Annotated in this window: 21 protein-coding genes; 17 read left to right on the plus strand and 4 right to left on the minus strand. The window is 70.1% G+C overall.

Annotated elements, in window-relative coordinates; genetic code table 11:
- Positions 1 to 229: 229 nt before the first annotated feature.
- The 4 genes from ABZ717_RS08845 to ABZ717_RS08860 all read left to right on the plus strand — a co-directional run bounded on the left by ABZ717_RS08845 (position 230) and on the right by ABZ717_RS08860 (position 3,906).
- Positions 230 to 1,624, plus strand: a complete 1,395-nt coding sequence (locus ABZ717_RS08845; RefSeq protein ID WP_358507459.1) for a GH1 family beta-glucosidase — start codon at positions 230 to 232, stop codon at positions 1,622 to 1,624.
- A gap of 144 nt (positions 1,625 to 1,768) precedes the next feature.
- Positions 1,769 to 2,800 (plus strand): LacI family DNA-binding transcriptional regulator, encoded by a 1,032-nt coding sequence (locus ABZ717_RS08850; protein ID WP_358507461.1) that lies wholly within the window; start codon positions 1,769 to 1,771, stop codon positions 2,798 to 2,800.
- A 128-nt stretch (positions 2,801 to 2,928) separates the two neighbouring features.
- Positions 2,929 to 3,153 carry a hypothetical protein gene (locus ABZ717_RS08855; RefSeq protein ID WP_358507463.1) on the plus strand — a complete coding sequence of 75 codons (225 nt, stop codon included), beginning with the start codon at positions 2,929 to 2,931 and terminating at the stop codon, positions 3,151 to 3,153.
- A gap of 87 nt (positions 3,154 to 3,240) precedes the next feature.
- Entirely contained in the window at positions 3,241 to 3,906 is a 666-nt protein-coding gene (locus ABZ717_RS08860) for a hypothetical protein (protein ID WP_358507465.1), read from the plus strand.
- Positions 3,907 to 3,914: 8 nt separating this feature from the next.
- Here the strand turns inward: ABZ717_RS08860 and ABZ717_RS08865 are convergent, their stop codons facing one another.
- Positions 3,915 to 5,039 carry a D-alanyl-D-alanine carboxypeptidase family protein gene (locus ABZ717_RS08865; RefSeq protein ID WP_358507466.1) on the minus strand — a complete coding sequence of 375 codons (1,125 nt, stop codon included), beginning with the start codon at positions 5,037 to 5,039 and terminating at the stop codon, positions 3,915 to 3,917.
- 642 nt (positions 5,040 to 5,681) lie between these two features.
- Between ABZ717_RS08865 and ABZ717_RS08870 the strand changes: the two genes are divergently transcribed.
- The 13 genes from ABZ717_RS08870 to ABZ717_RS08930 all read left to right on the plus strand — a co-directional run bounded on the left by ABZ717_RS08870 (position 5,682) and on the right by ABZ717_RS08930 (position 19,228).
- The gene (locus ABZ717_RS08870) at positions 5,682 to 8,918 is read left to right on the plus strand and encodes a nitrate- and nitrite sensing domain-containing protein (RefSeq protein ID WP_358507625.1); all 3,237 of its coding nucleotides are present in this window, start codon (positions 5,682 to 5,684) and stop codon (positions 8,916 to 8,918) included.
- A gap of 232 nt (positions 8,919 to 9,150) precedes the next feature.
- Positions 9,151 to 9,552: a roadblock/LC7 domain-containing protein gene (locus ABZ717_RS08875; RefSeq protein WP_067600806.1), complete on the plus strand. Its 402-nt coding sequence runs from the start codon at positions 9,151 to 9,153 to the stop codon at positions 9,550 to 9,552.
- A 98-nt stretch (positions 9,553 to 9,650) separates the two neighbouring features.
- Positions 9,651 to 10,067, plus strand: a complete 417-nt coding sequence (locus ABZ717_RS08880) for a DUF742 domain-containing protein (protein WP_223809137.1) — start codon at positions 9,651 to 9,653, stop codon at positions 10,065 to 10,067.
- Between the two features lie 34 nt (positions 10,068 to 10,101).
- Entirely contained in the window at positions 10,102 to 10,698 is a 597-nt protein-coding gene (locus tag ABZ717_RS08885; protein ID WP_067600800.1) for an ATP/GTP-binding protein, read from the plus strand.
- Between the two features lie 88 nt (positions 10,699 to 10,786).
- Entirely contained in the window at positions 10,787 to 12,484 is a 1,698-nt protein-coding gene (locus ABZ717_RS08890; protein WP_358507468.1) for a DUF885 domain-containing protein, read from the plus strand.
- A gap of 121 nt (positions 12,485 to 12,605) precedes the next feature.
- Positions 12,606 to 13,175 (plus strand): HIT domain-containing protein, encoded by a 570-nt coding sequence (locus tag ABZ717_RS08895; RefSeq protein WP_358507470.1) that lies wholly within the window; start codon positions 12,606 to 12,608, stop codon positions 13,173 to 13,175.
- Positions 13,176 to 13,310: 135 nt separating this feature from the next.
- Positions 13,311 to 13,946 (plus strand): phosphatidylinositol phosphate synthase, encoded by a 636-nt coding sequence (gene pgsA / locus ABZ717_RS08900; protein WP_358507627.1) that lies wholly within the window; start codon positions 13,311 to 13,313, stop codon positions 13,944 to 13,946.
- Positions 13,947 to 14,001: 55 nt separating this feature from the next.
- A complete protein-coding gene (locus tag ABZ717_RS08905) occupies positions 14,002 to 14,901 on the plus strand; it encodes a phosphatidylinositol mannoside acyltransferase (RefSeq protein WP_358507472.1) in 900 nt (299 codons plus the stop codon).
- Positions 14,894 to 16,090, plus strand: coding sequence for a glycosyltransferase family 4 protein (locus ABZ717_RS08910; RefSeq protein WP_358507474.1), 1,197 nt, complete (start codon positions 14,894 to 14,896; stop codon positions 16,088 to 16,090). Before ABZ717_RS08905 ends, ABZ717_RS08910 begins: the two co-directional genes overlap by 8 nt.
- Positions 16,091 to 16,107: 17 nt before the next feature.
- Entirely contained in the window at positions 16,108 to 16,623 is a 516-nt protein-coding gene (locus tag ABZ717_RS08915) for a hypothetical protein (protein ID WP_358507476.1), read from the plus strand.
- 232 nt (positions 16,624 to 16,855) lie between these two features.
- Positions 16,856 to 17,767: a pyridoxal 5'-phosphate synthase lyase subunit PdxS gene (gene pdxS, locus ABZ717_RS08920; RefSeq protein ID WP_358507478.1), complete on the plus strand. Its 912-nt coding sequence runs from the start codon at positions 16,856 to 16,858 to the stop codon at positions 17,765 to 17,767.
- A 109-nt stretch (positions 17,768 to 17,876) separates the two neighbouring features.
- Positions 17,877 to 18,485 carry a pyridoxal 5'-phosphate synthase glutaminase subunit PdxT gene (gene pdxT, locus ABZ717_RS08925; RefSeq protein ID WP_358507479.1) on the plus strand — a complete coding sequence of 203 codons (609 nt, stop codon included), beginning with the start codon at positions 17,877 to 17,879 and terminating at the stop codon, positions 18,483 to 18,485.
- Positions 18,482 to 19,228: a YebC/PmpR family DNA-binding transcriptional regulator gene (locus ABZ717_RS08930; RefSeq protein ID WP_358507481.1), complete on the plus strand. Its 747-nt coding sequence runs from the start codon at positions 18,482 to 18,484 to the stop codon at positions 19,226 to 19,228. Before pdxT ends, ABZ717_RS08930 begins: the two co-directional genes overlap by 4 nt.
- Before the next feature lie 72 nt (positions 19,229 to 19,300).
- Here ABZ717_RS08930 and ABZ717_RS08935 read toward each other — a convergent pair whose 3' ends face one another.
- Genes ABZ717_RS08935 through ABZ717_RS08945 form a run of 3 tightly spaced genes read right to left on the minus strand, consistent with a single transcriptional unit; the run spans position 19,301 to position 22,069 of the window.
- Entirely contained in the window at positions 19,301 to 19,726 is a 426-nt protein-coding gene (locus ABZ717_RS08935; protein ID WP_358507483.1) for a PPOX class F420-dependent oxidoreductase, read from the minus strand.
- Positions 19,727 to 19,730: 4 nt separating this feature from the next.
- Complete coding sequence (locus ABZ717_RS08940) at positions 19,731 to 21,086, minus strand: adenylosuccinate synthetase (RefSeq protein ID WP_358507484.1); 1,356 nt, start codon at positions 21,084 to 21,086, stop codon at positions 19,731 to 19,733.
- A complete protein-coding gene (locus tag ABZ717_RS08945; RefSeq protein ID WP_358507486.1) occupies positions 21,083 to 22,069 on the minus strand; it encodes a hypothetical protein in 987 nt (328 codons plus the stop codon). Before ABZ717_RS08945 ends, ABZ717_RS08940 begins: the two co-directional genes overlap by 4 nt.
- Between the last annotated feature and the right edge of the window lie 15 nt (positions 22,070 to 22,084).

A 22,084-nucleotide genomic window follows, 5' to 3' on the forward strand; every position in this document is an offset into this window, starting at 1 on the left:
TAGTTTTCTTTTTTACATCGTTGTGCCCCTCCTTTCTGCTAATCAGGGGGAGCTTGGGGTGGTGTGGGCGGCCCTCGAAGGCGGATCCGCCTTCGACGCCCGAGCCATGTCGGTAACGGTTGGGTTTCGGGGGCCTACTGGCGAGTTGACTTGACCCGTGGCTTCTGCTTCCGTTATGGGAGCGCTCCCAAGCTGATTTCGCTCGTCATGGAAGGTGCGTAACAAAGCAGTGAGTAACCCGAACGATTTCCCCGAGGGCTTCCTCTGGGGGGCGGCCACCGCCTCTTTCCAGATCGAGGGCGCCACCACCGCCGACGGCCGAGGCCGCAGTATCTGGGACACCTTCGCCGAGACCCCGGGCAAGGTGCTCAACGGGGACACCGGTGACCCCGCGGACGACCACTACAACCGTTACACCGAGGACATCGCGCTCATGAAGCGCCTCAACCTCGGCTCCTACCGCTTCTCCGTCGCCTGGCCGAGGATCCTGCCCGAGGGCGGTGGCAAGGTGAACCAGGCGGGCATCGACTTCTACGACCGCCTCGTCGACGGTCTCCTCGAAGCCGGCATCCAGCCCTGGGCCACGCTTTACCACTGGGACCTGCCCCAGCCCTTGGAGGACGCGGGCGGCTGGCCCGAACGTGACACCGCGTTGCGCTTCGCCGACTACGCCAAGGTCGTCGCCGACGCCCTCGGCGACCGGGTCTCCCACTGGATGACCATCAACGAACCCTGGTGCTCGGCCTTCCTGGGCTACCACAACGGCCACCACGCCCCCGGACACCGGGACGCGGAGAAGGCCCTGGCCGCCACCCACCACCTGCTCCTCGGCCACGGCCTGGCGGTCGAGGCGATCCGCTCCACGGGTCACCCGGCCACCGTGGGCCTGGCCCACAACCAGGCGGTCATCCGACCGCACGGGGCCAACGCCGCCGACACCCGGGCCGCCCGACGGGCCGACGGCGTGCGCAACCGCATCTTCACCGACCCCCTGTTCAAGGGCGCCTACCCGGCGGACGTCCTGGAGGACCTCGCCGACATCAGCGACTTCTCCTTCGTCAAGGAGGGGGACCTGGCCACCATCTCCGCCCCCCTGGACTTCCTGGGGGTCAACTACTACTCGCCCGAGTTCGTCGCGGGTTCGGCCAAGGGCCTCGACCCGGCCCTGGTCAGCGGCGAGGGCGAGGCCTGGCTGGGCGCCGACCCCGAGGAGGTGCACGTCTCCCAGGGGCTGCCCGTCACCCACATGGGATGGGAGATCGACCCCAGCGGCCTGTTCGACGTCCTCCAACGACTGGCGGGCGACAGCGGCGGCATCGACCTGTACGTGACCGAGAACGGCTGCGCCTTCGAGGACACCGTGGTCGACGGCGCCGTCCACGACGTGGATCGCACCGACTACTACGAGGGTCACCTGCGGGCCGCCAAGGAGGCGATCCACGCCGGGATCCCCCTGCGCGGCTACTTCGCGTGGTCCCTACTGGATAATTTCGAATGGGCGTGGGGGTACTCCCGCCGATTCGGCATCGTGCACGTGAACTACGAGACGCAGGAGCGCATCGTCAAGGACACGGGCCACTGGTACGCCGAACTGGCCAGGACCGGGAGGTTCCCCACACGGTGAACCACGAGAGTTCGTGGGGTGTCCCTCCGGGGCATCCCACGCGCTCCGGGACGGGTTCGGCCCCGGGCACGGGACCGAACCCGTCCACGCCCGCCGTCCGGAAGGTCCGGTCGGATCGGTAGAGAACGCGCAAGGAGCCTCGAAGTGGCCAAGAGCGGCGGTCGACAGCGACCGACCCTGGAAATGGTGGCGCAGCGGGCCGGGGTCGGCCGGGGGACCGTATCCCGGGTGATCAACGGATCCTCACAGGTCAGCCCTCGTACCCGCGAGGCGGTCCACGACGCGATCTCGGAACTGGGCTACAGCCCCAACCATGCCGCGCGCACCCTGGTCACCCGACGCACCGACATGGTCGCGTTGGTCGTCTCGGAGTCCAGGGACCGACTGTTCGAAGACCCGTTCTTCGCCGACATCATCCGCGGCGTGAGTTCGGTGCTGCACGAACGCGACCTGCAGTTGATGCTCACCACCGCCCGGGGCGACGCCGAGCACAAGCGGGTGGGCGAGTACCTCAGCGGCTCGCACGTGGACGGCGCCATGCTCGTCTCCCTGCACCGGGACGACCCCCTCACCTCTCGGCTGGCCGACTCCGGCGTGCCGGTCGTGCACGGAGGCCGGCCCTACTCCGAGGCGGTGCCCGCGCGCTTCTTCGTGGACATCGACAACGTGGAGGGCGGGCGTATGGCCACGCGCCGGCTGCTGGAGACCGGACACGAACGCGTGGGGACCATCACCGGCCCCCAGGACATGAACGCCGGCATCAGCCGTCTGCGGGGCTTCCGGGAGGCCATGGCCGAGAGCGGCCGTGAGGTCGATCCGAACCTGGTGGTGCAGGGCGACTTCAGCGTCGATGGTGGGGCCGTGGCCATGGCGGAGATGCTCGACCAGGGCGGGAACCCGGACGCCCTGTTCGTGGCCTCGGACATGATGGCCATCGGCGCCATCCGTACCCTGCGCGAGCGCGGCCTGAGCGTGCCCGAGGACGTGGCCCTGGTCGGGTTCGACGACAGCATCATGGCCCAGCACAGCACCCCGGCGCTGACCACGGTCCACCAACCCACCGTCCAGATGGGTCAGGAGATGGCCCGACTCCTCGTGGACGTGGCCATCCCACGTGCCGCCGACTCCGAACGGGTCACGCTGGAGACCCACCTGGTGGTTCGCGAGTCGGCCTGAACCGGGGTCCGGATCGGTACGAGAACCCCGACAACGCCGCTGACCCGGACTTTCGTCCCTTTCGTCCCTCTGGACTCGCCGGTCCGGCCTGTGCGAGGCTGGTCCAGGTTTCGGGACGGTGGGAGCGCATGGATTCGACGGGGGAGCCCACCCACGCCCGATGCGCCATCGCCGGGTGCGGTTGGTGCGATCGGGACGGGCTGGAATGCCGGTACTGCCGTGGCACCGGATGGTGGCGGCCGGAACGGCCGTATCGGGAGCTCAGCGGTGTGATCGTCTGGTCGCGGATCGACGAGCCCTGTCGGGGCTGCGCCGGGACCGGCAAGGAACACGGCCCGGTGGTCGCCACCTGAGGGCGCGGTGGGACCATGGCCGCGTGGGATGGACGACCGCGGGGACCGACCTCGCGAGGAGCCTGACCAGCACGGGGAGTGGGCGCATTGCGTTGGGTCACCTATCTGTCGCCGAGCGGCGGCGGTACCCGAGTGGGCGCGCTCGACGACGGCGACGTGATGGGCAGCCCCGACGAGGGCGCCCTGGACCGGCTGTTGGAAGGCGGTCCGGCGGTCCTGGAGGCCGCACACGAGCGCGCCGTGGAGCACGCCATCGAGATCATCGTGGAACCGGAGACGCGAATGTGCGCCCCGGTCGCGCCCACCGCCCTGGTCCCGGTCCGGATCGGCGACCGCGAGCTGGAGATCCACCCTGAGATGGTGCGCGGCGTCGACGACGCCGTGCTCTCCGAGGCCCGCACCGCCTGTGTCGGCGTGGCCGCGCTCACCGTGGGCCGGGGCGAGGCCTTGGCCTACACGCCCGCGTGCCTGTGGCTGGACGCCACCGGGGACGCGGTGCAACTGATGTTGGGCCCGGTCCTGACCACCGCCGACGAGATCGTCGGTGGCACGGTGGAGATCGCCACCTCGGTGGAGGACGAGGAGAACGGCCGCGGCCTGGTCGACCTGGAGGACGAGGGGCTCGCCCATGGTCCCGGTCGGGTGCGGGCGCTGCTCACCGTCGTCACACCGGCTCTGGAGGTCGACGACGAGCTGTTCGTCGACGTGGGCGAGCTCGGCACCTTCGAGGTCAGGGTCGGCTCCCAGGTCTGACCGAGGGGTCAGGGCGTGTACTCCCAATGCCAGGGCTCGAACCCACCGCGCGCCCAGTCGGGGTTGTCCCATCCGTGCTCGGGGGCGTGTTCGAGCATCCAGCGATGCTCGACGGTCTCGGGTTCGTTGACGCCCCCGCACAGGTCCACGGCCATGCCCATCCCGTGCGCGCTGGTCCCGGGGTGGGCCGCCATGCCGGGCAGCATCTCCTCGAAGAGTCGCACCTGCTCGTGGTAGGGCCGGTAGGAGTCGGTCACGCACATCGGGCGGCCGAACTCGGACCGGTAGGCGCCGTCCAGTTCGATGAAGGCCTCCGCTGCGTCGGAGCGCAGGCTCTCCCCGGTCTGGGGGAGCGGGCACAGCATCGTGTCCGGGACATGACCGTTCGCCGGCCCGGTGGTGTCGCCGGGATCGCAGGCGCCCTCGCGGGCCGGCGGGGTCCCGTCACGGCGCCCCTTCTCGCCCGAGCCCCGCCCGTCGTCGGACGCGGCCAGGGCCTCCTCCAGCTCCGTCTGCTGTTCGAGTAGATCCCGAGCGCGCTCCTCCTGCCTCTCGATCGCCTCCTCGGCCTCCTTGCGGGCCTCGTCGGCGGCGTCGGTCGCCTCGGCCTGTTCCTCCTCAGCGGTACCGGCGGCCTCGGCCAGAGTGGTGGCGGCGACCTTGGCGGCCTCCGACCGGCTCACGTCGGCGGAGCGGTGCTCGCCCAGGAGGGTGAGGTAGGCGCCGCGTTCCAGGAGCCCCACGGGACCTTCGGGGCCGGCCCAGGCGCGGGTGATGCTCAGGTCGGCCCCCTTGTAGGCGCCGGCGGCCTGGCGGGCGGCGCCCAGGCGTCGGTCGTCGTGGCGCTCCGCCGCGGTTCGCGAACGTCGGTCGGCGGCCCTTCGTGTTTCGGTGGCCTCCTCCAGCCGCCCGGCCTCCTCCCTGTAGAGGTCGATCTTCTCCGTGGCCTCGTCTCGGAGGGTGGCCACCTCCGATCGGGCGGTGGCGAGTTCGACGCGCAGCGTCCGGAGCTCGTCGGCGGGCTCGGCCACGGCGGGGGCGGCGAGGGAGAGCGCGCACAGCAGGGTGACGCTCAACGGGAGCAGGCCTATGACCGAAATATGTTCGAGTGTGCCGGCCCGATCCGATTCCATAGTAGAGCCCAGAGTGCCAGAAGCATCACTCTGAGTGTTCGCATTTGAGCGTCGTGTGGTGCGCATTCCCGAAAACTCCCCCGGACCTGCATATGTGTCCTGTCAGGATGTCACGAGTCGTCGCTCTTGGTAATGGAGTGGGGGTGTGTCCAAATAGTTACCTCAATGTCTGAGGTGGTTTCGGTCTCCCCGTCTGACCTGGGTGATTGGTCATAATGTGGACGTAGGGGGCATTATGTCCCTGGGTGAACGATGATGATCTTGCGGATCGGCACCAAACGACCGAAGCGAGTGCTTCGCGCCCATTGATACGCTATCCACCGCACGCGCACCTCGAAGTTTCTAGGTGCGCGGCTCCTCTCCTCCCAGGCGAGTCCGGCGGACAGTCTTCACATCTCCCCACACTCCCACCGTTTTCTCTATCTGGTGGACCACGTGGTCTCAACCGATTTTCCGGTCCGGAGCGGTCCAACCCCTGGGTTCAACAGCCGTTCGAGGCGGTGACACGAAAGGTTGCGAGGGTCCGTGTCGACACGAGCGACGAAAAACGGGGCCGGCGCGCAGAGCGAGGCCGCGCAGGCCGACAGCGCCGATGCCAAGCCCCGGCGCAGAGCCAATTGGTGGCGGCCACGTAACTGGCGGGTGCGCTCCCGACTGGTGGCCCTCATCGTCATTCCCACCGCCGTGGCGCTCGCGCTCGGTGGTCTGAGGGTTTACGAGGCCTCGGTCTCGACCGTCACCCACGCGCACATCGAGGACAGAGCCGAGGTCGGCGTCCTCATCGTGGAGTTGGCCAACCAACTGGGCCGTGAGCGCACGGCCAGCGCGGTCTACATCTCCGACAGTGCGGACCCGAGCAATCGTTCGGACTCCCTCCGTCAGGAACTGGACGAAGAGCGGGACTCCTCCCGCGACCTCCAGAGCACACTGACCGCTCGCCTGGACGACATGGGCGAGATGGACGGGGACCTGGCCCAAGGCCGGCTCTCCACGATGCGCAGTCAGCTCGCCACTCTCGAAGCCCTGCGCACCGAGGTGGACGAGACCCGCATCACGGTCCTTCCGGTGGTCACCAAGTATCGCACCATCGTCCGGTCCCTCGCGGACTTCAACCAGACGATCGCGGACGAGACCAACGACACCGACCTGCGAGAGAGCGTCCGCGCCCTCACCGCGCTGTCGAACGCGCGAGACCAGCTCTCCTACGAGACGGCGCTCATGGGTCACTCCCTGGCGCGGAACTCGATGACCGGCGGTATCTCCGAGGCCATCGACTCCAGCCGGGCCCGCTACGAGAACGAGATCTCCAACTTCGTTCAGGCGGCCAACCCGAACCAGCGCGCGATCTTCGACGAGAACTTCACCGGTCTGGAGGTCAGCCAGGTCTCCACCATGCGCATGCGCGTCATGTACCGCGCCGAGCGCGGGGACGACCTCACCGGTGTGACCGCCAACGACGGTCCCGAGGACTACAAGGCCATCGCCGACGTCGCCCTGGAACGTCTCCAGCTGGTCGAGACCGGCCTTGCCGAGGGCATCGCCGAGGACGCCAACGACCTGCGCGGCACAGCCCTGCTGCGTACGATCATGGACCTCGTCATCGTCGCCGGCGTGCTCCTGGCCGTCTTCATCCTGACCTCGCTGGTGGTCCGCTCCCTGGTGCGCCCACTGCGCATCCTGGAGGACGGCGCCCGTCGAGTCGCCGAACGCGACCTGCCGGACGCGATCAACCGGATGCAGGAGGCCGGAGCGGTCCCCGACACCGTCAAGGTGACGCCCATCGAGGTCGACACCCACGACGAGATCGGCGAGGTGGCCCGTGCCTTCGACGACGTTCACCGCGTCGCCCTGACACTGGCCTCCGACGAGGCCGCGCTGCGCAGCAACGTCAACGCGATGTTCGTCAACCTCTCGCGTCGAAGCCAGACCCTGGTGGAACGGCAGCTGCGTCTGATCGACGGTCTGGAGCAGTCCGAACAGGACTCCGACCGCCTGTCCGACCTCTTCCAGCTGGACCACCTCGCGACGCGTATGCGTCGTAACAACGAGAACCTCCTGGTTCTGTCCGGCCAGGACAACACCCGTAAGTGGGCTCAGCCCGTCCCGCTGGTCGACGTCCTCCGTGGCGCCGTCTCCGAGGTCGAGCAGTACGAGCGCGTCAACGTGCGCGCCCCTTCCCACATCTCGGTCCTGGGCCGTCCGGTCAACGACGTCATCCACCTCGTCGCCGAGCTGGTGGAGAACGCCACCGCGTTCTCCCCGCACGACACCGAGGTGCTCGTCAGCGCCAAGAACCTGGACAGCGGAGCCGTCCAGGTCGACGTCACCGACAGCGGCATCGGCATGGCGCCCGAGGACCTGGCGGGGGTCAACGCCCGACTGGCGGCCCCGCCGGTCATCGACGTCGCGGTCTCGCGCCGCATGGGTCTGTTCGTGGTCTCGCGCCTGGCGCACCGCCACGGCATCAAGATGAGCCTGAAGGAGGCGCACGGCGGCGGCACCACCGCGGTCGTGACCTTCCCGCCGGACCTCCTCATCACCCCGGTCGACGGTCAGCACGCCCTGGGCGGCCCCGACGCCCGTCCCGAGCTCTCCGCGGGAACGCCCGACACCTTCGCCGACGCCCAGGCGGCCTTCGCGGCCACCCCGGCGGCGCAGGAGCCCGGCGACCCCTGGGAGAACCAGGACGGCGCGGGTCTCTCCCCGGGCGAGCTGGGCGGCCTGCCCAAGCGCACGCCCGGCGCGGGTACCCGCGACGAGGAGCACCCGCCGAGCGGACAGGACCTGTGGAACACCGACAAGAGCGGTGACACCGGTTCGGTCTGGGAAGCACCCAAGCGGGCCGAGGGGATCTCCCCCACCAACGGCGCCTTCGGCGACAACGTCGGCTCCGTGGTGGACCCCTACGACACGCCGGAAGAGGACGAGCCGAAGCCGGAACAGACCGGTCGCAGCCTCTTCGACCCGGCGCCGCGCAACACCGACACCGGATCGTTCTCCGCACCGGACACCGGTGCCTTCCGTCGACCGAGTGCCGACACCGGCGCCTTCCGTCGGCCCACCGAGGCCGAGCGGCGGGAGACCGACTCCTACGACGCGTTCGGTGGCCGTACCGAGGCCGCTCCCACGGACACCGGGACCCACCGCACGAGTGCGTTCGACACCGGCTCCGGCCGGGGCGCGGGTCGGTACGACGAGGCCAGCACCGAGTCGTTCCCCGCGGTCTCCGCCTGGGATCCCGCGCCGGCCGGTCCGGAGCAGTCGCAGCAGCCGGCCCAGGCCGACCCCAACGAGACCGGTGGTCGCCGCAGCGGTATCGGTGACAGCCGTGAGGGTTACGGCTCCACCGCCTACCTCTCGCGCCGCTATGGTGGGGCTCAGGGACCGAACAACACCGTTGTTCCCCCCACGCCCGCCGGTGAAGGCTCCGACTCGCTGCCGATCTTCGACGCGATCGAGTCCAACTGGTTCAAGCGTCGCAGTGGTGGACCCACCGTGGACGCCACCGAGACCGGTCCGATCCCGCAGGTCCCGCCTGCGGAGGGCCGTCCCACGGCCGGCGAGGTCGCTCCGCGCGCCGAACAGGCCCCGCGGGCCGAACCGGCCCAGGGTCCCGACCAGGACTGGAACTCCGCCGCGGACCGTGGTTGGAAGGCCGCGCGTACCGCCGCCGAGCCGCTCGCGGGTGGTCTGACCACCTCGGGCTTGCCAAAACGAGTTCCCAAGGCAAACCTTGTCCCAGGGACCGCACCCAAGCCGGAGAACTTCAAGCAGATGCCCACACGAAGCGCGGACCGAGTCCGCAACCGCTTCACGGGCCTGCAGAAGGGCGTCCGGGACGGGCGTACCCGACTTGGCGACAATCCGGCGGAGGAGTGACTCACGTGGCCAGTGGTGGGACGGGGTCCCTCTTATTCCGGGAAGCAGGATGCAATAGCATCTATCGAGCTTCTCGGACGCACCACACCCGTCACTTGACGAGAACACAACACCAGACTCCCGGCTTCCCCCACGGGAGGGGCCGGGCAGTTCGCAGAGGCAGTGCTGTCACATGCCGTGCCGGCGGTAGCAGTGCCAAAAGACCAGCCGGCGAACTTGGACAGGAGATCAGATGAGTCGACAGGTCAATGAACTCAACTGGTTGATCACTGACTTTGCCGACCGGGTACCCGATGTCGCCCACGCGATCGTCGTCTCCTCGGACGGCCTTCCGTTGGCGTCATCCTCGGGCTTCCCCACCGACAGGGCGGACCAGCTGGCGGCCATCGCCTCCGGCCTGTCCAGCCTGACGCAGGGAGCGTCCCGGGTGTTCGAGGGTGGAGCGGTCGCCCAGACCGTCGTGGAGATGGAGCGGGGGCTGATGCTCATCATGGCCATCAGCGACGGCTCCTGCCTCGCGGTCCTCGCGGCGGCCGAGAGCGACCTCGGTCTGGTCGCGTACGAGATGACCCTGCTCGTAGAGCGGGCCGGGAGGGCGCTGACACCAACGGCGCGTACCTCGGGAATCCACTGATCCACCACCGACAGGAGGAAGTGGTGGCACCTCACAGTAGAGATGCCGGGAGCGCCTCGTGGTTCGGTCAACAGCCGGGCCATCCCCCCACGGGAGGGATGCCGGCCGTGCCGGGCGGCGGAGATGTTCCTCGACCAATCCAACAACCGTATGACCAACGACCCGCGTCGAGCAGCGCGCCCAGTTCGCTGGTGCGTCCGTACGCGGTCACCAAGGGCCGTACCAAGCCGAAGTCTCAGCTTCCACTGGAAGCGCTGATCTCGGCCACGGAGGCGGCCCGGAACGAGTCGGGCATGCTGACGCCTGAATGGCAGGCGATCAGTGACCTGTGCCGGGAATGGCGTTCCGTCGCGGAGATCTCCGCGTTGTTGCGGATGCCTCTCGGCGTGGCGCGGGTGCTTGTGGCGGACATGTCCGAGCAGGGACTGGTCCAGATCAGGTCTTCGCTCAACAACGAAGCTCGCCCCAACACCAACCTGCTTGAAAGGGTGCTCAGTGGACTTCGCAAGCTCTAGCCCAGCCGAGGAAGGCGGTGCTGGGGGGAACGCGATGACGTCGGTCAAGATCGTCGTCGCCGGGGGCTTCGGTGTCGGGAAGACGACATTCGTCGGCTCTGTCTCCGAGATCGTGCCGCTGACGACCGAGGCGGTCATGACCAGCGCCAGCGTCGGTGTGGACGACCTCGCCAAGACGCCGGACAAGCAGACCACCACCGTCGCCATGGACTTCGGTCGTGTATCCCTCGACTCGGACCTGATCCTGTACCTGTTCGGCACCCCCGGACAGCACCGGTTCTGGTTCATGTGGGACGACCTGGTCAAGGGCGCCATCGGTGCCGTCGTGCTGGTGGACACCCGCCGGCTGGCGGACTGCTTCCCCGCGATCGACTACTTCGAGGAGGCGCGTTTGCCCTTCATCGTCGCGATCAACGGGTTCGACGGCTACTACCCCCACGCCGCGGACGAGGTCCGGGACGCGCTCACGCTCAGCCCGGAGATCCCCATCGTCCAGGTGGACGCCCGTGACAAGGGCTCCACGAAGTCGACGCTCATCACCCTCGTCGAGCACGCCATCACGGTGGGGGACCCCGAGGGCGCCGCAGGGCAACAGCCCACCTCCACCGGGGGTCAGAACTCCTGGCGGTGACCGGAACCTCCCGGGCCGGGGTCCCGCACGAGCACGGCCCGGTTCCCGTCTGACGGGAACCGGGCGTCCGTGCCGGCATCATGGCCGGATGAGCTCTTCCTCCGACGCCGCCGCGATGACCCGACGGTTCCGTGAGGTCGCCGAGCGGGTGCTCGACGCGTTGCTGGAGGACGCGCCCGAATGGGCGTTGGACCTCGGCGACGTCCGTGGCGCCCACCGGTTGACCGATCACACGGTCGAGGCCGACACGCGCCGTGTGGCGACCCTCACCGACGCACTCGGTTCCCTCGACGAGATCGACCAGGACCTGTTGCCGACCGAGGACTCGGTCGACCTGGAGGTCCTGCGTTCACGCGTGTCGGCCGATCTCTGGCACACCACCGAACTGCGGCCGCACACCTGGGATCCCCTGACCTACGCGCCGGGCGAGGCCCTGCACGTCCTCCTCGAACGCGACTCCCTGCCGTTGCCGGAGCGCCTGGAGGCCTTGGCCGCCCGCTGCGCGGCCCTTCCCGACCACCTGGCCACCGCCCGTGAGCGACTCTCGGAGGGGCCGGGTATCCCGCGTGCGCACGCGGAGACCGCGTTGGCCCAATTGGCCGGCGCCCGCACGCTGCTCACCGACACACTTCCGGTACTCGCCGCGACCGCGTCCGCCCCGCCCTCCCGGTTGGAGGGATCCCGTGAGGCGGCTCTGGCGGCCGTGGACGAGTACACCTCGTGGCTGCGGGCGGAGAACGAGTTCGCCACCGCCGATCCCCGTCTGGGGGAGCGGGTCTTCGCCGCTCGGCTCTGGTACACCCTGGACTCCGAACTCTCACCCGAGGCCCTGCGCGTGCGCGCCGAGAGCGACCTCATCGCCACGGAGGAGGAATTGGCGGAGGTCGCCGCCGAGTACGAGGGCCGCCCCCGACATCGGGGGCAGGCGACCGAGGTCCTGGCCGCCCTGGCCCGGGAGAACGCCACCGACGCGGACACGGTCCGACCCATCGCCGAACGGGCCCTGGCGCACCTGAACGAGCGGGTGCGCGAACTCGACCTGGTCACCGTGCACGACGACCCGGTGCGGGTGGTGCCGATGCCCGAGTCACGCCGTGGGGTGGCCGTGGCCTACTGCGAGCCGCCCGGCCCGTTGGACCCCCGCATGGCCGAACTGCCCACCCTGGTCGCGGTCGCCCCGCCGCCCGCGGACTGGCCCCGCGAACAGCGGGAGTCGTTCTTCCGCGAGTACAACGGGATGCTGCTGCGCAACCTGATGGCCCATGAGGCGCTGCCGGGGCACGCCCTCCAGCTGGCCCACGCCGCCCGCCACGATGGTTCCACCCGGGTGGGACGGGTCCTGTGGAGCGGCACCTTCGTCGAGGGGTGGGCGGTGCACGCCGAGTCGGTCCTGGCCGGGCACGGTTGGACCGATGGAACCGACGAGGCCTCCCGCAGGGAGAACCTGGCGCTGCGCCTGGTCCAGCTCAAGATGCGACTGCGCATGATCCTCAACGCCATCCTGGACGTTCGAGTGCACACCAAGGACATCACCGAGGCCGAGGCGATCGCCCTGATGGTCGAGCGCGGCCACCAGGAGGAGGGTGAGGCCCGCGGCAAGTGGCGCCGGGCCGAACTCACCAGCGCGCAGCTGTCCACCTACTACGTCGGTCAGGCGGAGGTCGCCGACATCGCCCACGACCTGAAGATCGCCCGGCCCGGGGCGTCGGAGCGAGAACGCCACGACGCGATGCTCTCCCACGGGGCCCCGCCCCCGCGTCACCTGCGAGCCCTACTGGGGCTCTGAGCGGCGGGTTCGTTCACCGCGCGGTCATCGGAGCGCCCGTGGCCCACGACACGGGCGCTCCACCACGCTTCTATGCTGGGACGAGACGCAAGAAAACGGTCATCGAGGGGACGGACGAGTCATGCGCGGCGCCGACGACGAGCCCGACAACGCGACCCCGACCGGGGTGGGGACCGGCGTCCCCGACGGTCGGGAACGGCTCTGGACCCCGCACCGCATGGCCTACATCAAGGGCGAGGGCAAGCCCACCGGCCCGCGGGCCGAGGACGGTTGCCCGTTCTGTCGGGCCCCCGAGGTGACCGACGTCGAGGGCCTGGTCGTGGCGCGCGGCGAGACCGCCTACGTGGTCCTCAACATCTACCCCTACACCAGCGGCCACCTGCTGGTCTGCCCCTACCGTCACGTCTCCGACTACACCGCGTTGGATGAGACCGAGACGGCCGAGATCGCCTCCCTCACGCAGGCGGGCATCCGAGCGCTCACCGACTCCCACCGACCGCAGGGCTTCAACGTCGGCCTGAACCTCGGTACGGTGGCCGGAGCCGGGATCGCCGCCCATCTCCACCAGCACGTCGTGCCCCGATGGGGTGGCGACACCAACTTCATGCAGGTGATCGGCGACACCGGGATCCTGCCCGAGATGTTGGAGCAGACCCGGACCCGCCTGACCGAGCACTGGCCGCGAGGGTGAGCCCGATCGGTCCCGGGCCCGAGCCGTGAGACCGCCGTCCCGGTGACGCGCCACCCCCAGCGGACAGCGGCTCCCACCCCCATGACCGTTCCCGTCCTACGATCACAAGAAGACATGCTGAGAATCCTTCGCCCCATGATCTCCCGGGTCACCGCTCCGCTCGGCCGGAGCCTGGCCCGGATCGGCCTGACCCCCAACATCGTCACGATCGTCGGCGCCGCGGGTGTCGTCATCAGCGCCCTCTACTTCTATCCCCGCGGCCAGCTCTACGCGGGGTCGGTGGTCATCACCGTCTTCGCGCTCTTTGACATGCTCGACGGGGCGGTGGCCCGGGCCAGGGACAGTGCCAGCGCCTTCGGGGCCTTCCTGGACTCCAGCCTCGACCGGATCGCCGACGCCGCCATCCTGGCCGGACTCATGTGGTGGTTCGTCGGTGAGGGCGACGACCCGCTGCTCGCGGGACTCACGCTGTTCTGCCTGATCAGCGGGTTCATGGTGTCCTACATCAAGGCGCGCGCGGAGGGTCTGGGCGTCAACTGCGACGTCGGTGTCGCCGAACGCACCGAACGGCTGGTCATCATCCTGATCGCGGTCGGCGTGAGCGCGCTCGGGGTGCCCTACATCCTCGCCGGCGGCCTGTGGCTCCTGGCCGGGATGAGCCTCATCACCATCCTCCAACGGCTCATCGAGACGCGCGCCCGTCTCAACGACCCCGACTTCGCCCAAGAGCAGGGTGAGGACGCCGACCACAAGACCGACAACGACGTCTGAGCCACACGGCCGGGCACCGTAACGACGAAGAAGCAGCGGGACGAGGAAGCGCGACGTGGACGAACGCATGGCCGACCTGGCCTACGCGGCCGGGTGGTCACTGGTCCGCCGCTCACCGGAGAGCGTGGGGCGGGCGGTGTTCCGCCGGATCGCCGACCGCTCCTGGCGCACCCACGACGGCGGCACCAGGGGACTGGAACGCAACCTGCGCCGGCTGATGGGCCCCGATGCCCCCACCGTCCGGCTCAGGGCCCTGTCCAAGGCCGGTATGCGCTCCTACATGCGCTACTACTACGAGCTCTTCCGCCTGCCCGCCATGGGGCGCGACCACATCCTCTCCCACACCCGACAGAGCGGTGTGGAGGTTCTGGAGGAGCACATCCGCTCCGGCAGGGGAGTGGTCGCCGCCCTACCGCACATGGGCAACTGGGACCACGCCGGCGCCTGGATCGCGGCCCGCGGCACCCCGCTGACCACCGTCGCCCAGCGGCTGAGTCCGGAGAGCCTCTACCGGCGCTTCACCTCCTACCGCGAGTCCCTGGGCATGGAGGTGCTGCCGCTCACCGGAGGTGGCGCCAACACCGTGGGCGTGCTCGCCCGGCGCCTGCGCGAGGGCGGCCTGGTGTGCCTGCTCGCCGACCGCGACATCCACGGAAACGGCCCGGAGGTGGACTTCTTCGGGGAGAAGGCGCGCATGCCCTCCGGTCCGGCGGCCCTGGCCCTGAACACCGGCGCCGCCCTGATGCCGGTCTCCCTCTGGTACGACGGCCCGTACTGGAACATCCGTGTACACGAGGAGATCCCCGTCGTCGAGGCGCCCACCCGAGCCCAACGGGTACAGGAGACCACCCAGGCACTGGCCCGGGTGTTCGAGGGCGCCATCGCCGAACACCCCGAGGACTGGCACATGCTGCAGCCGGTCTTCAGCTCCGACCACGAGGCGGACCATGGGTAGGGCCACGACCGCGCCGGAGGAGTCCGTTGAGGGTGGTGGTGGGCGACGGGTGGGCATCGTCTGTCCCTACTCCTGGGACGTTCCCGGCGGGGTCCAACAGCACGTGGGCGACCTCGCCGAGGCGCTCATCGGGATGGGCCACCACGTGTCCGTCCTGGCCCCCGTGGGCGACCCCGAACACCCGACCCCGGCCCACCTCGTCTCGGCGGGGCGTCCCGTGCCCGTTCGCTACAACGGCTCGGTGGCCCGCGTCCGCTTCGGCCCCCGGGCCTCCACGCTTGTGCGCCGTTGGATCGCCGAGGGGGACTTCGACCTCGTGCACGTCCACGAACCGGCCGCGCCCAGCCTCTCCCTGCTGGCCTGTTGGTCGACGGACGGTCCCATCGTCGCCACCTTCCACACCTCCAACCCGCGCTCCCGGGCGATGTCGGCCACCTCCACCGCCCTGCGTTCGGCCATGGAGAAGGTCAACGCGCGCATCGCCGTGTCCGAGGCCGCGCGACGCACCCTCGTCGAACACGTGGGCGGTGACGCCGTACTGATCCCCAACGGGGTGTCGGTGCGTCGTTTCGCGCACGCCGACCCGCTCCCCGGATGGCCCGGCGAGGGCGGCTCCATCGGTTTCCTCGGCCGCCTGGACGAACCCCGCAAGGGCTTGGGCGTGCTGCTGGAGGCCTTCACCCGCCTGGCCCCGCACCGGCCGGGTCTTCGGCTGCTCGTCGCAGGACCGGGTCACCCCGACCTGTCCGGTGTCCCCGACGATCTGCGCGAACGTGTGGTCCTGCTCGGTCGACTCGACGACGCCGACAAGGTCCGCGCCTACCATTGCGCCGACGTCTTCTGCGCGCCCAACCTGGGCGGGGAGAGCTTCGGCATCGTCCTCACCGAGGCGATGGCAGCGGGCGCCGCCATCGTCGCCAGCGACATCCCGGCCTTCGACGCGGTCCTGAACGGAGGCGAGGCCGGGGAGCTCTTCCGGGCCGGCGACGCCGAACACCTGGCCGAACGTGCCGCCGCCCTGCTCGACGCCCCCGACCGGCGCGCGGAACTCTCCCGGGCGGCCCGCGCCGCCGTGCGCGCCTATGACTGGGACGCCGTCGCCGCCGACATCGCCCACGTGTACGAGACGGTCCTGGCCGGAAACAGGCCCCTGACCGCCGTCTCGTACCGCCGGGGTGAGCGGCCCTGATCGGTGACGCCTCCTTCGTGGGCACGGTGGCCGCCGTCCTGCTGGTCCTGGTACTGGCCGGCTTCTACCTGTCCTGGCGGGCCACCCGGTTGGACCGGCTCCACCATCGCGTGGAGACCGCGCGAGCGGCGCTGGACGCCGCCCTGCTGCGCCGGGCCGCGGCCGTCCTCGACCTCGCCGCCTCCGGTCACCTGACCTCCGAGGCGTCGATCGGGCTCGCCGAGGCCGCCAACCGGGCACGCCGCGCCGACGACCACCGTGAGCTGGCCGAGAGCGCGCTGTCGGCGACCCTGCGCGAAACCCTGGACACACGCACCGACATCACCACCGCCCCGGAGCTCCAGGAGGTGCGGGTCGCCGCGCGCGGGGTCCACCTCGCCCGCGTCTTCCACAACGACGCGGTCGGCGACACCCGTCGCGCACGACGTTCCCGCCTGGTCCGGCTCCTGCGTCTGGCCGGCACCGCCGCCCTGCCCGAGTTCTTCGAGATGGACGACCAGACGCCCGGAGCCGCCGCCCCGGGGCCCCGCTGAACCCGTCGTGTTCCACCGTGGAGTGCACGATTCGCGACAATCGACCATCTGGCCAAAAGTCCCGAAAGGGGCCTGACTAGGATGGTGGCCTGGTCGACCCAGGGTGCGCGGCGCCGACGGTGTCCGCGTGACCTTCGCGCGTGCGCCGGTGAGCCGCGGGCCCAGGGTGCACCGAGGCCCGCACGTAGGGGCCGAGCCCCTAACCGGAAAACGACAACGGGAGCCCATCACCGTGGCCGAGAACGCAACGAACAACGCCGAGAACGCCGTCGGCACCCAGCGCGTCAAGCGCGGGATGGCCGAGCAGCTCAAGAACGGCGTCATCATGGACGTCGTCACCCCCGAGCAGGCGAGGATCGCGGAGGACGCCGGTGCCGTGGCGGTCATGGCCCTGGAACGCGTCCCCGCCGACATCCGCAGGGACGGCGGCGTGGCCCGCATGTCCGACCCCGACATGATCGACGGCATCGTCGAGGCGGTCTCCATCCCCGTGATGGCCAAGGTCCGCATCGGCCACTTCGTCGAGGCCCAGGTGCTGGAGTCCCTCGGCGTGGACTTCGTCGACGAGTCCGAGGTCCTCACCCCCGCCGACGAGGCCCACCACATCGACAAGTGGGCGTTCACCGTCCCCTTCGTGTGCGGTGCGACCAATCTCGGCGAGGCCCTGCGCCGCATCTCCGAGGGCGCCGCGATGATCCGTTCCAAGGGCGAGGCCGGTACCGGCAACGTCGTCGAGGCCACCCGCCACATGCGCTCCATCAGGGGCGAGATCAAGCGCCTGGGCACCTTGGACGAGGCCGAGCTGTTCGGCGCCGCCAAGGAGCTGCGCGCCCCCTACGAGGTGGTCAAGGAGGTCGCGCGACTCGGCAAGCTGCCGGTGCCGCTGTTCTCCGCCGGTGGTGTGGCCACCCCCGCCGACGCCGCCCTCATGCGGCAGCTGGGCGCCGAGAGCGTCTTCGTGGGCTCGGGCATCTTCAAGTCCGGTGACCCGGCCAAGCGGGCCGACGCCATCGTGCAGGCCACCCTGCACTACGAGGACCCCGCCGTGATCGCTCGTGTCTCGCGAGGCCTGGGCGAGGCCATGGTCGGCATCAACCTGGAAGAGCAGCCCGACTCACAGCGTTACGCCGGTCGAGGCTGGTAGGGACGCACCCGAGAACGAACGGGGGCGGCGGGGCCCACGGAGGCCCCGCCGCCCCCGTCGCCACTCCGGCTCCCACCGCCCCTCTCCATCGGACGAGAAGGAACCGCACTTGAGCGCCGCACCCACCATCGGAGTCCTCGCCCTACAGGGTGACGTCGCCGAGCACATCGCCGTCCTGCGCTCCCTGGGCGTGCACGCGGTGAAGGTGCTCTCGCCCGAACGGCTGGACGCCGTGGACGGGCTGATCCTGCCCGGCGGCGAGTCCACGACCATGTCCAAACTGGCACTGCGCTACGGGCTCATGGAGCCGTTGCGCGAACGCGTCGAGGCGGGCATGCCCGCCTACGGGACCTGCGCCGGCATGATCATGCTCGCCGACGAGATCCTCGGTGGTACCCACGACCAGCGAACGGTCGGCGGGATCGACATGACCGTGCGCCGCAACGCCTTCGGCCGCCAGACCGAATCGTTCGAGGCTCGCGTGCACGTGGACGGGATCGGCGAGGACCCCTTCGACGCGATCTTCATCCGCGCCCCGTGGGTGGAGAGGGTCGGGCCGGAGGTCACGATCCTCGGGAGAGTAACCGGCCCGGACGAGGCCGGTAGGATCGTCGCCGTACAAAAGGGCGGCCTGATGGCGACGTCCTTCCACCCCGAACTCACCGGCGACGCGCGCATTCACCGCCTCTTCGTCGACATCGTGAAAGGACACGCATGAGCGGCCACTCCAAGTGGGCCACCACCAAACACAAGAAAGCCGTCATCGATGCCAAGCGGAGCAAACTCTTTGCGAAGCTGATCAAGAACATCGAGGTGGCCGCGCGTACCGGTGGTGGGGACACCGAAGGGAACCCGACGCTCTACGACGCCATCCAGAAGGCGAAGAAGAACTCGGTGCCCGCCGACAACATCGAGCGCGCCCGCAAGCGCGGCTCCGGTGAGGAGGCCGGTGGCGCCGAGTGGCAGACCATCATGTACGAGGGCTACGCCCCCGGTGGTGTCGCACTGCTCGTCGAGTGTCTGACCGACAACCGCAACCGCGCCGCCTCCGAGGTGCGCGTGGCGGTCACCCGCAACGGTGGCAACATGGCCGATGCCGGTTCGGTGTCGTACCTGTTCAACCGTAAGGGTGTCGTGCTCGTGCCCAAGGAGGGCACCACCGAGGACGACGTGACCCTGGCGGTCCTGGAGGCCGGCGCCGAAGAGGTCGAGGACCTCGGTGAGTCCTTCGAGATCATCTGCGAGGCCACCGACCTGGTCCCGGTCCGCACGGCGCTGCAGGAGGCCGGCATCGACTACGACTCGGCCGACTCCAGCTTCCTGCCGACCATGGAGGTCCCGGTCGACGCCGAGACCGCCAAGAAGGTCCTGCGGGTCGTGGACGTCCTGGAGGACTCCGACGACGTGCAGAACGTCTTCACCAACGCGAACATCCCCGACGAGGTCCTGGCCGAGCTCTAGGGTTCGCCCTTCCTCCTCAGCACCTGTGGCCGCACCCCGGGGTGCGGCCACAGGTGTTCCCGCGTCGTCTCGTCAGTCGGTCAGGTTCATCACGGCGACCACCTTGGTGGGCCGCAGCCGCACCACCAGTTCGCCGGGCACACCGTTGCGGCGGCCGAACTCCTCGGCGAGTTCCGCGCCCATGTAGCGGCGGGCGATCTCCGTGGCGGTGCGGAGCAGGTCGCCGGGGTCCTCGGACACCAGGGCCTCACCCTGCACCTGGACGAACCCGAACGGAGGCTCCTCCAGGTCGACCACCAGGGTGACGCGCGGGTCCCGGGCGATGGAACGTGCCTTGGCGGTGCCTTGGCCGGTGTTGAACACCAGGGTGTCGCCCTCCAGAACGAACCACACCGGTACGACCAGGGGGCGACCATCGGCGGAGGTGTAGGCGATCTTGCCGGTACGGGTCCCCTCGGTGAGGAACGCGCGGACCTCGGGGTCGGTGATGGAAGCCATGCCCTCACGCTAGACCGACACGCGCCCGCGCCCGCGCGCTCGACACGCCGGGTCCCGGTCGTCCCCGGGCCGAAGGGCCCGAGGCGGCGCGGCCCCTTTCGGTGACCACGCGCGCGTCGGCTCGGGTCGGGCCGGAGAACACCGCGGCCAGTGGCACCCCGAGGGCCTGGGAGATCGCCTCGGCCGGTTCCTCGGGGATCGGCGCGAGCACCGGGCGGGCGTCGGCCAGCCTCCGGGTGAGCGAGGCCTGCCGGTCCAGGTCACCGGTCGGGCCCGGAGCGATGTCCAGTGGCGCGCCCGCGCCGTCCCGGTAGTCCGTGCACCAGCGCAGGTCCCGCCCGAGCCGCTCGGGGGCGTCGGCGTGCGTCACCACCAGGGCGTCCACCCCGCCGGTCGCGGCCAACGCGTACCGGGCCGCCACCAGGTCCAGGTGCCCCACCCGGAACGCCCCCTGCCAGGGGTGGTCGCGGTTGTGCCGATCGGGCAGTCGGGCGGTGAGCACGGGGTCCTCGGTCACCAGCGGACCGGCGCCGTGCCTGGTGGTGAAGGTGCGCAGCACCCCGAGCCGGCGGGCGTCTCCCGACCGGCCCGCCTCGTCGAGCAGGGTCAGCGGGTTGGCGGTCGTGGTCGTGGACCAGGTGGTGTGCGGGTGGAAGCCGTGCCACTCGTCCAGCAGCACGCCCTGGGCCCCCTCGAACACCACCGGGGTTCGAGCCAGCAGCCGGGGCAGGTACGTCTCGTCCACCAGGCGCACTCGTTCGGCGAACGCGGCGTAGGCCTCCAGGCACTCCTCCAGGTCGAGCCCCTCCGCATCCGGGTCGGACGGTCCGAGCGCCTCGGCCAGGGCGACCAGCTTGCGGCGCAGCCGCGCGGGTGTGGCGCAGTCGCCCACGGTGGGCGCCAGGTCGGGGTGATCGAGGGCGTAGGCCATGGTCTCGCCCACACCCATCCCGCAGGATCCGTGCCGGTCCGCGCCCCGGGCCCGCTCCCGCGCCCGGTTGGCCGCCCGGTGCCACGGGGTGCTGATCAACGCCCGCCGGTCCACGGTGATCAGGGACAACGGATCCGCGATCCCGAGCGACGCCAGGTGCGCGGCCTCCATCGCCAACGCGAACGGGTCCACCACCATGAACCGGGACAGGTGGGTGGGGGCCGGACCGCCCGGGGCGAGTGTGCCCGCCCCGAACTGGGAGAACGTGTGGTGCCGTCCATCGGGGGCGACCACGTTGTGCGCCGCCTGGGCGCCCCCGTTGGCCCGCACGACCGCGCCGTAGTCACCGGTCGCGCACAGCAGGTCCACGGTCACCCCCTTCCCGGCGTCGCCGAACCCCAGGTCGACGACGATCGCGTGCGAGGTCACAGCCGGTCCACCCCCGGTCCGTCACCGGCGAGCCCGCTCACGTCCGAGTCGGAGACGACCGACCCACGGCCCCGCGACAGTGGCTGCAGCGCCTTGCCGACGGCCTCGCCGGCGTTCGACCCGGATTCGGCCAGGTCCCGAAGCCCCTCCTCCAGGTCGATGGCCTCCTCGCCCAGGCCGACGGTGACGGCGATGGTCTCGCACACCGCGTCCAGGTCCTCCAGCAGGATCAGGTTCTGACCCAGGTGCTTCTCCCAGAAGGTCCGGACCCGGTCGTCACGGAAGTGGGCGCTGCCGGTCGGCATGATGAAGAAGACCTCGAACCGGCGTCGCAGCTCGTCCAGGATGGCGGGGAAGGCGATGTTCTCGTCCAGGTCGTCGCCGATCACCTCGCGCACCTCGCGGGCCTTGACCGCGCCGTAGGCCATCTCGTCGCCGACGATGAACAGGTAGCCGCGTCGGCCGCGCTCGTCCAGGCAGTCCATGGCGGTGTGCCGGGCCATGAAGTACATGGCGAGCTCGTAGGACTCGGTCATCTGGCCTCCGCCCCCGCCCTCCAAGAGCAGGTTGCCGAGGTCGTCCTCCAGTTCGTTGCCGGACTCGAACTGGCCGACCTGCAGCGGAACCCGGTCGCACGTGGCGTCACCGACGGCGCCGAACAGGATCTGCGGGTCCTCCACGTACCCCTTGCGCAGCAGCAGACCGAACAGGTCGGGCAGCTTGGTGCGCAGCACGCGTGGAACGCTTCCCATGGAGCCGGTGACGTCGAACAGCACCGACACCGCCAGCGAGTTCGGGTGGGCGTCGGAGTCGCGGCTCTCGCGGACGGTGACCCCGTGCGGGTCGAGGGTCGGGTGCGGCTTCCAGCCGGCGCGCGCCTTCTTGGTCGCGTTGTCGTGGTAGTCGAACGCTCCGATGCCGCGCGAGTCCCGGAAGGCCTGGCGGGCGTGGTAGGCGTCGGTGGACCAGTGGCTGCTTCCCATGTCTGTCTCCGTGGA

Origin of the sequence: Nocardiopsis sp. NPDC006832 (assembly GCF_040635885.1) — a bacterium.
In the GTDB taxonomy this organism is placed as follows: domain Bacteria; phylum Actinomycetota; class Actinomycetes; order Streptosporangiales; family Streptosporangiaceae; genus Nocardiopsis.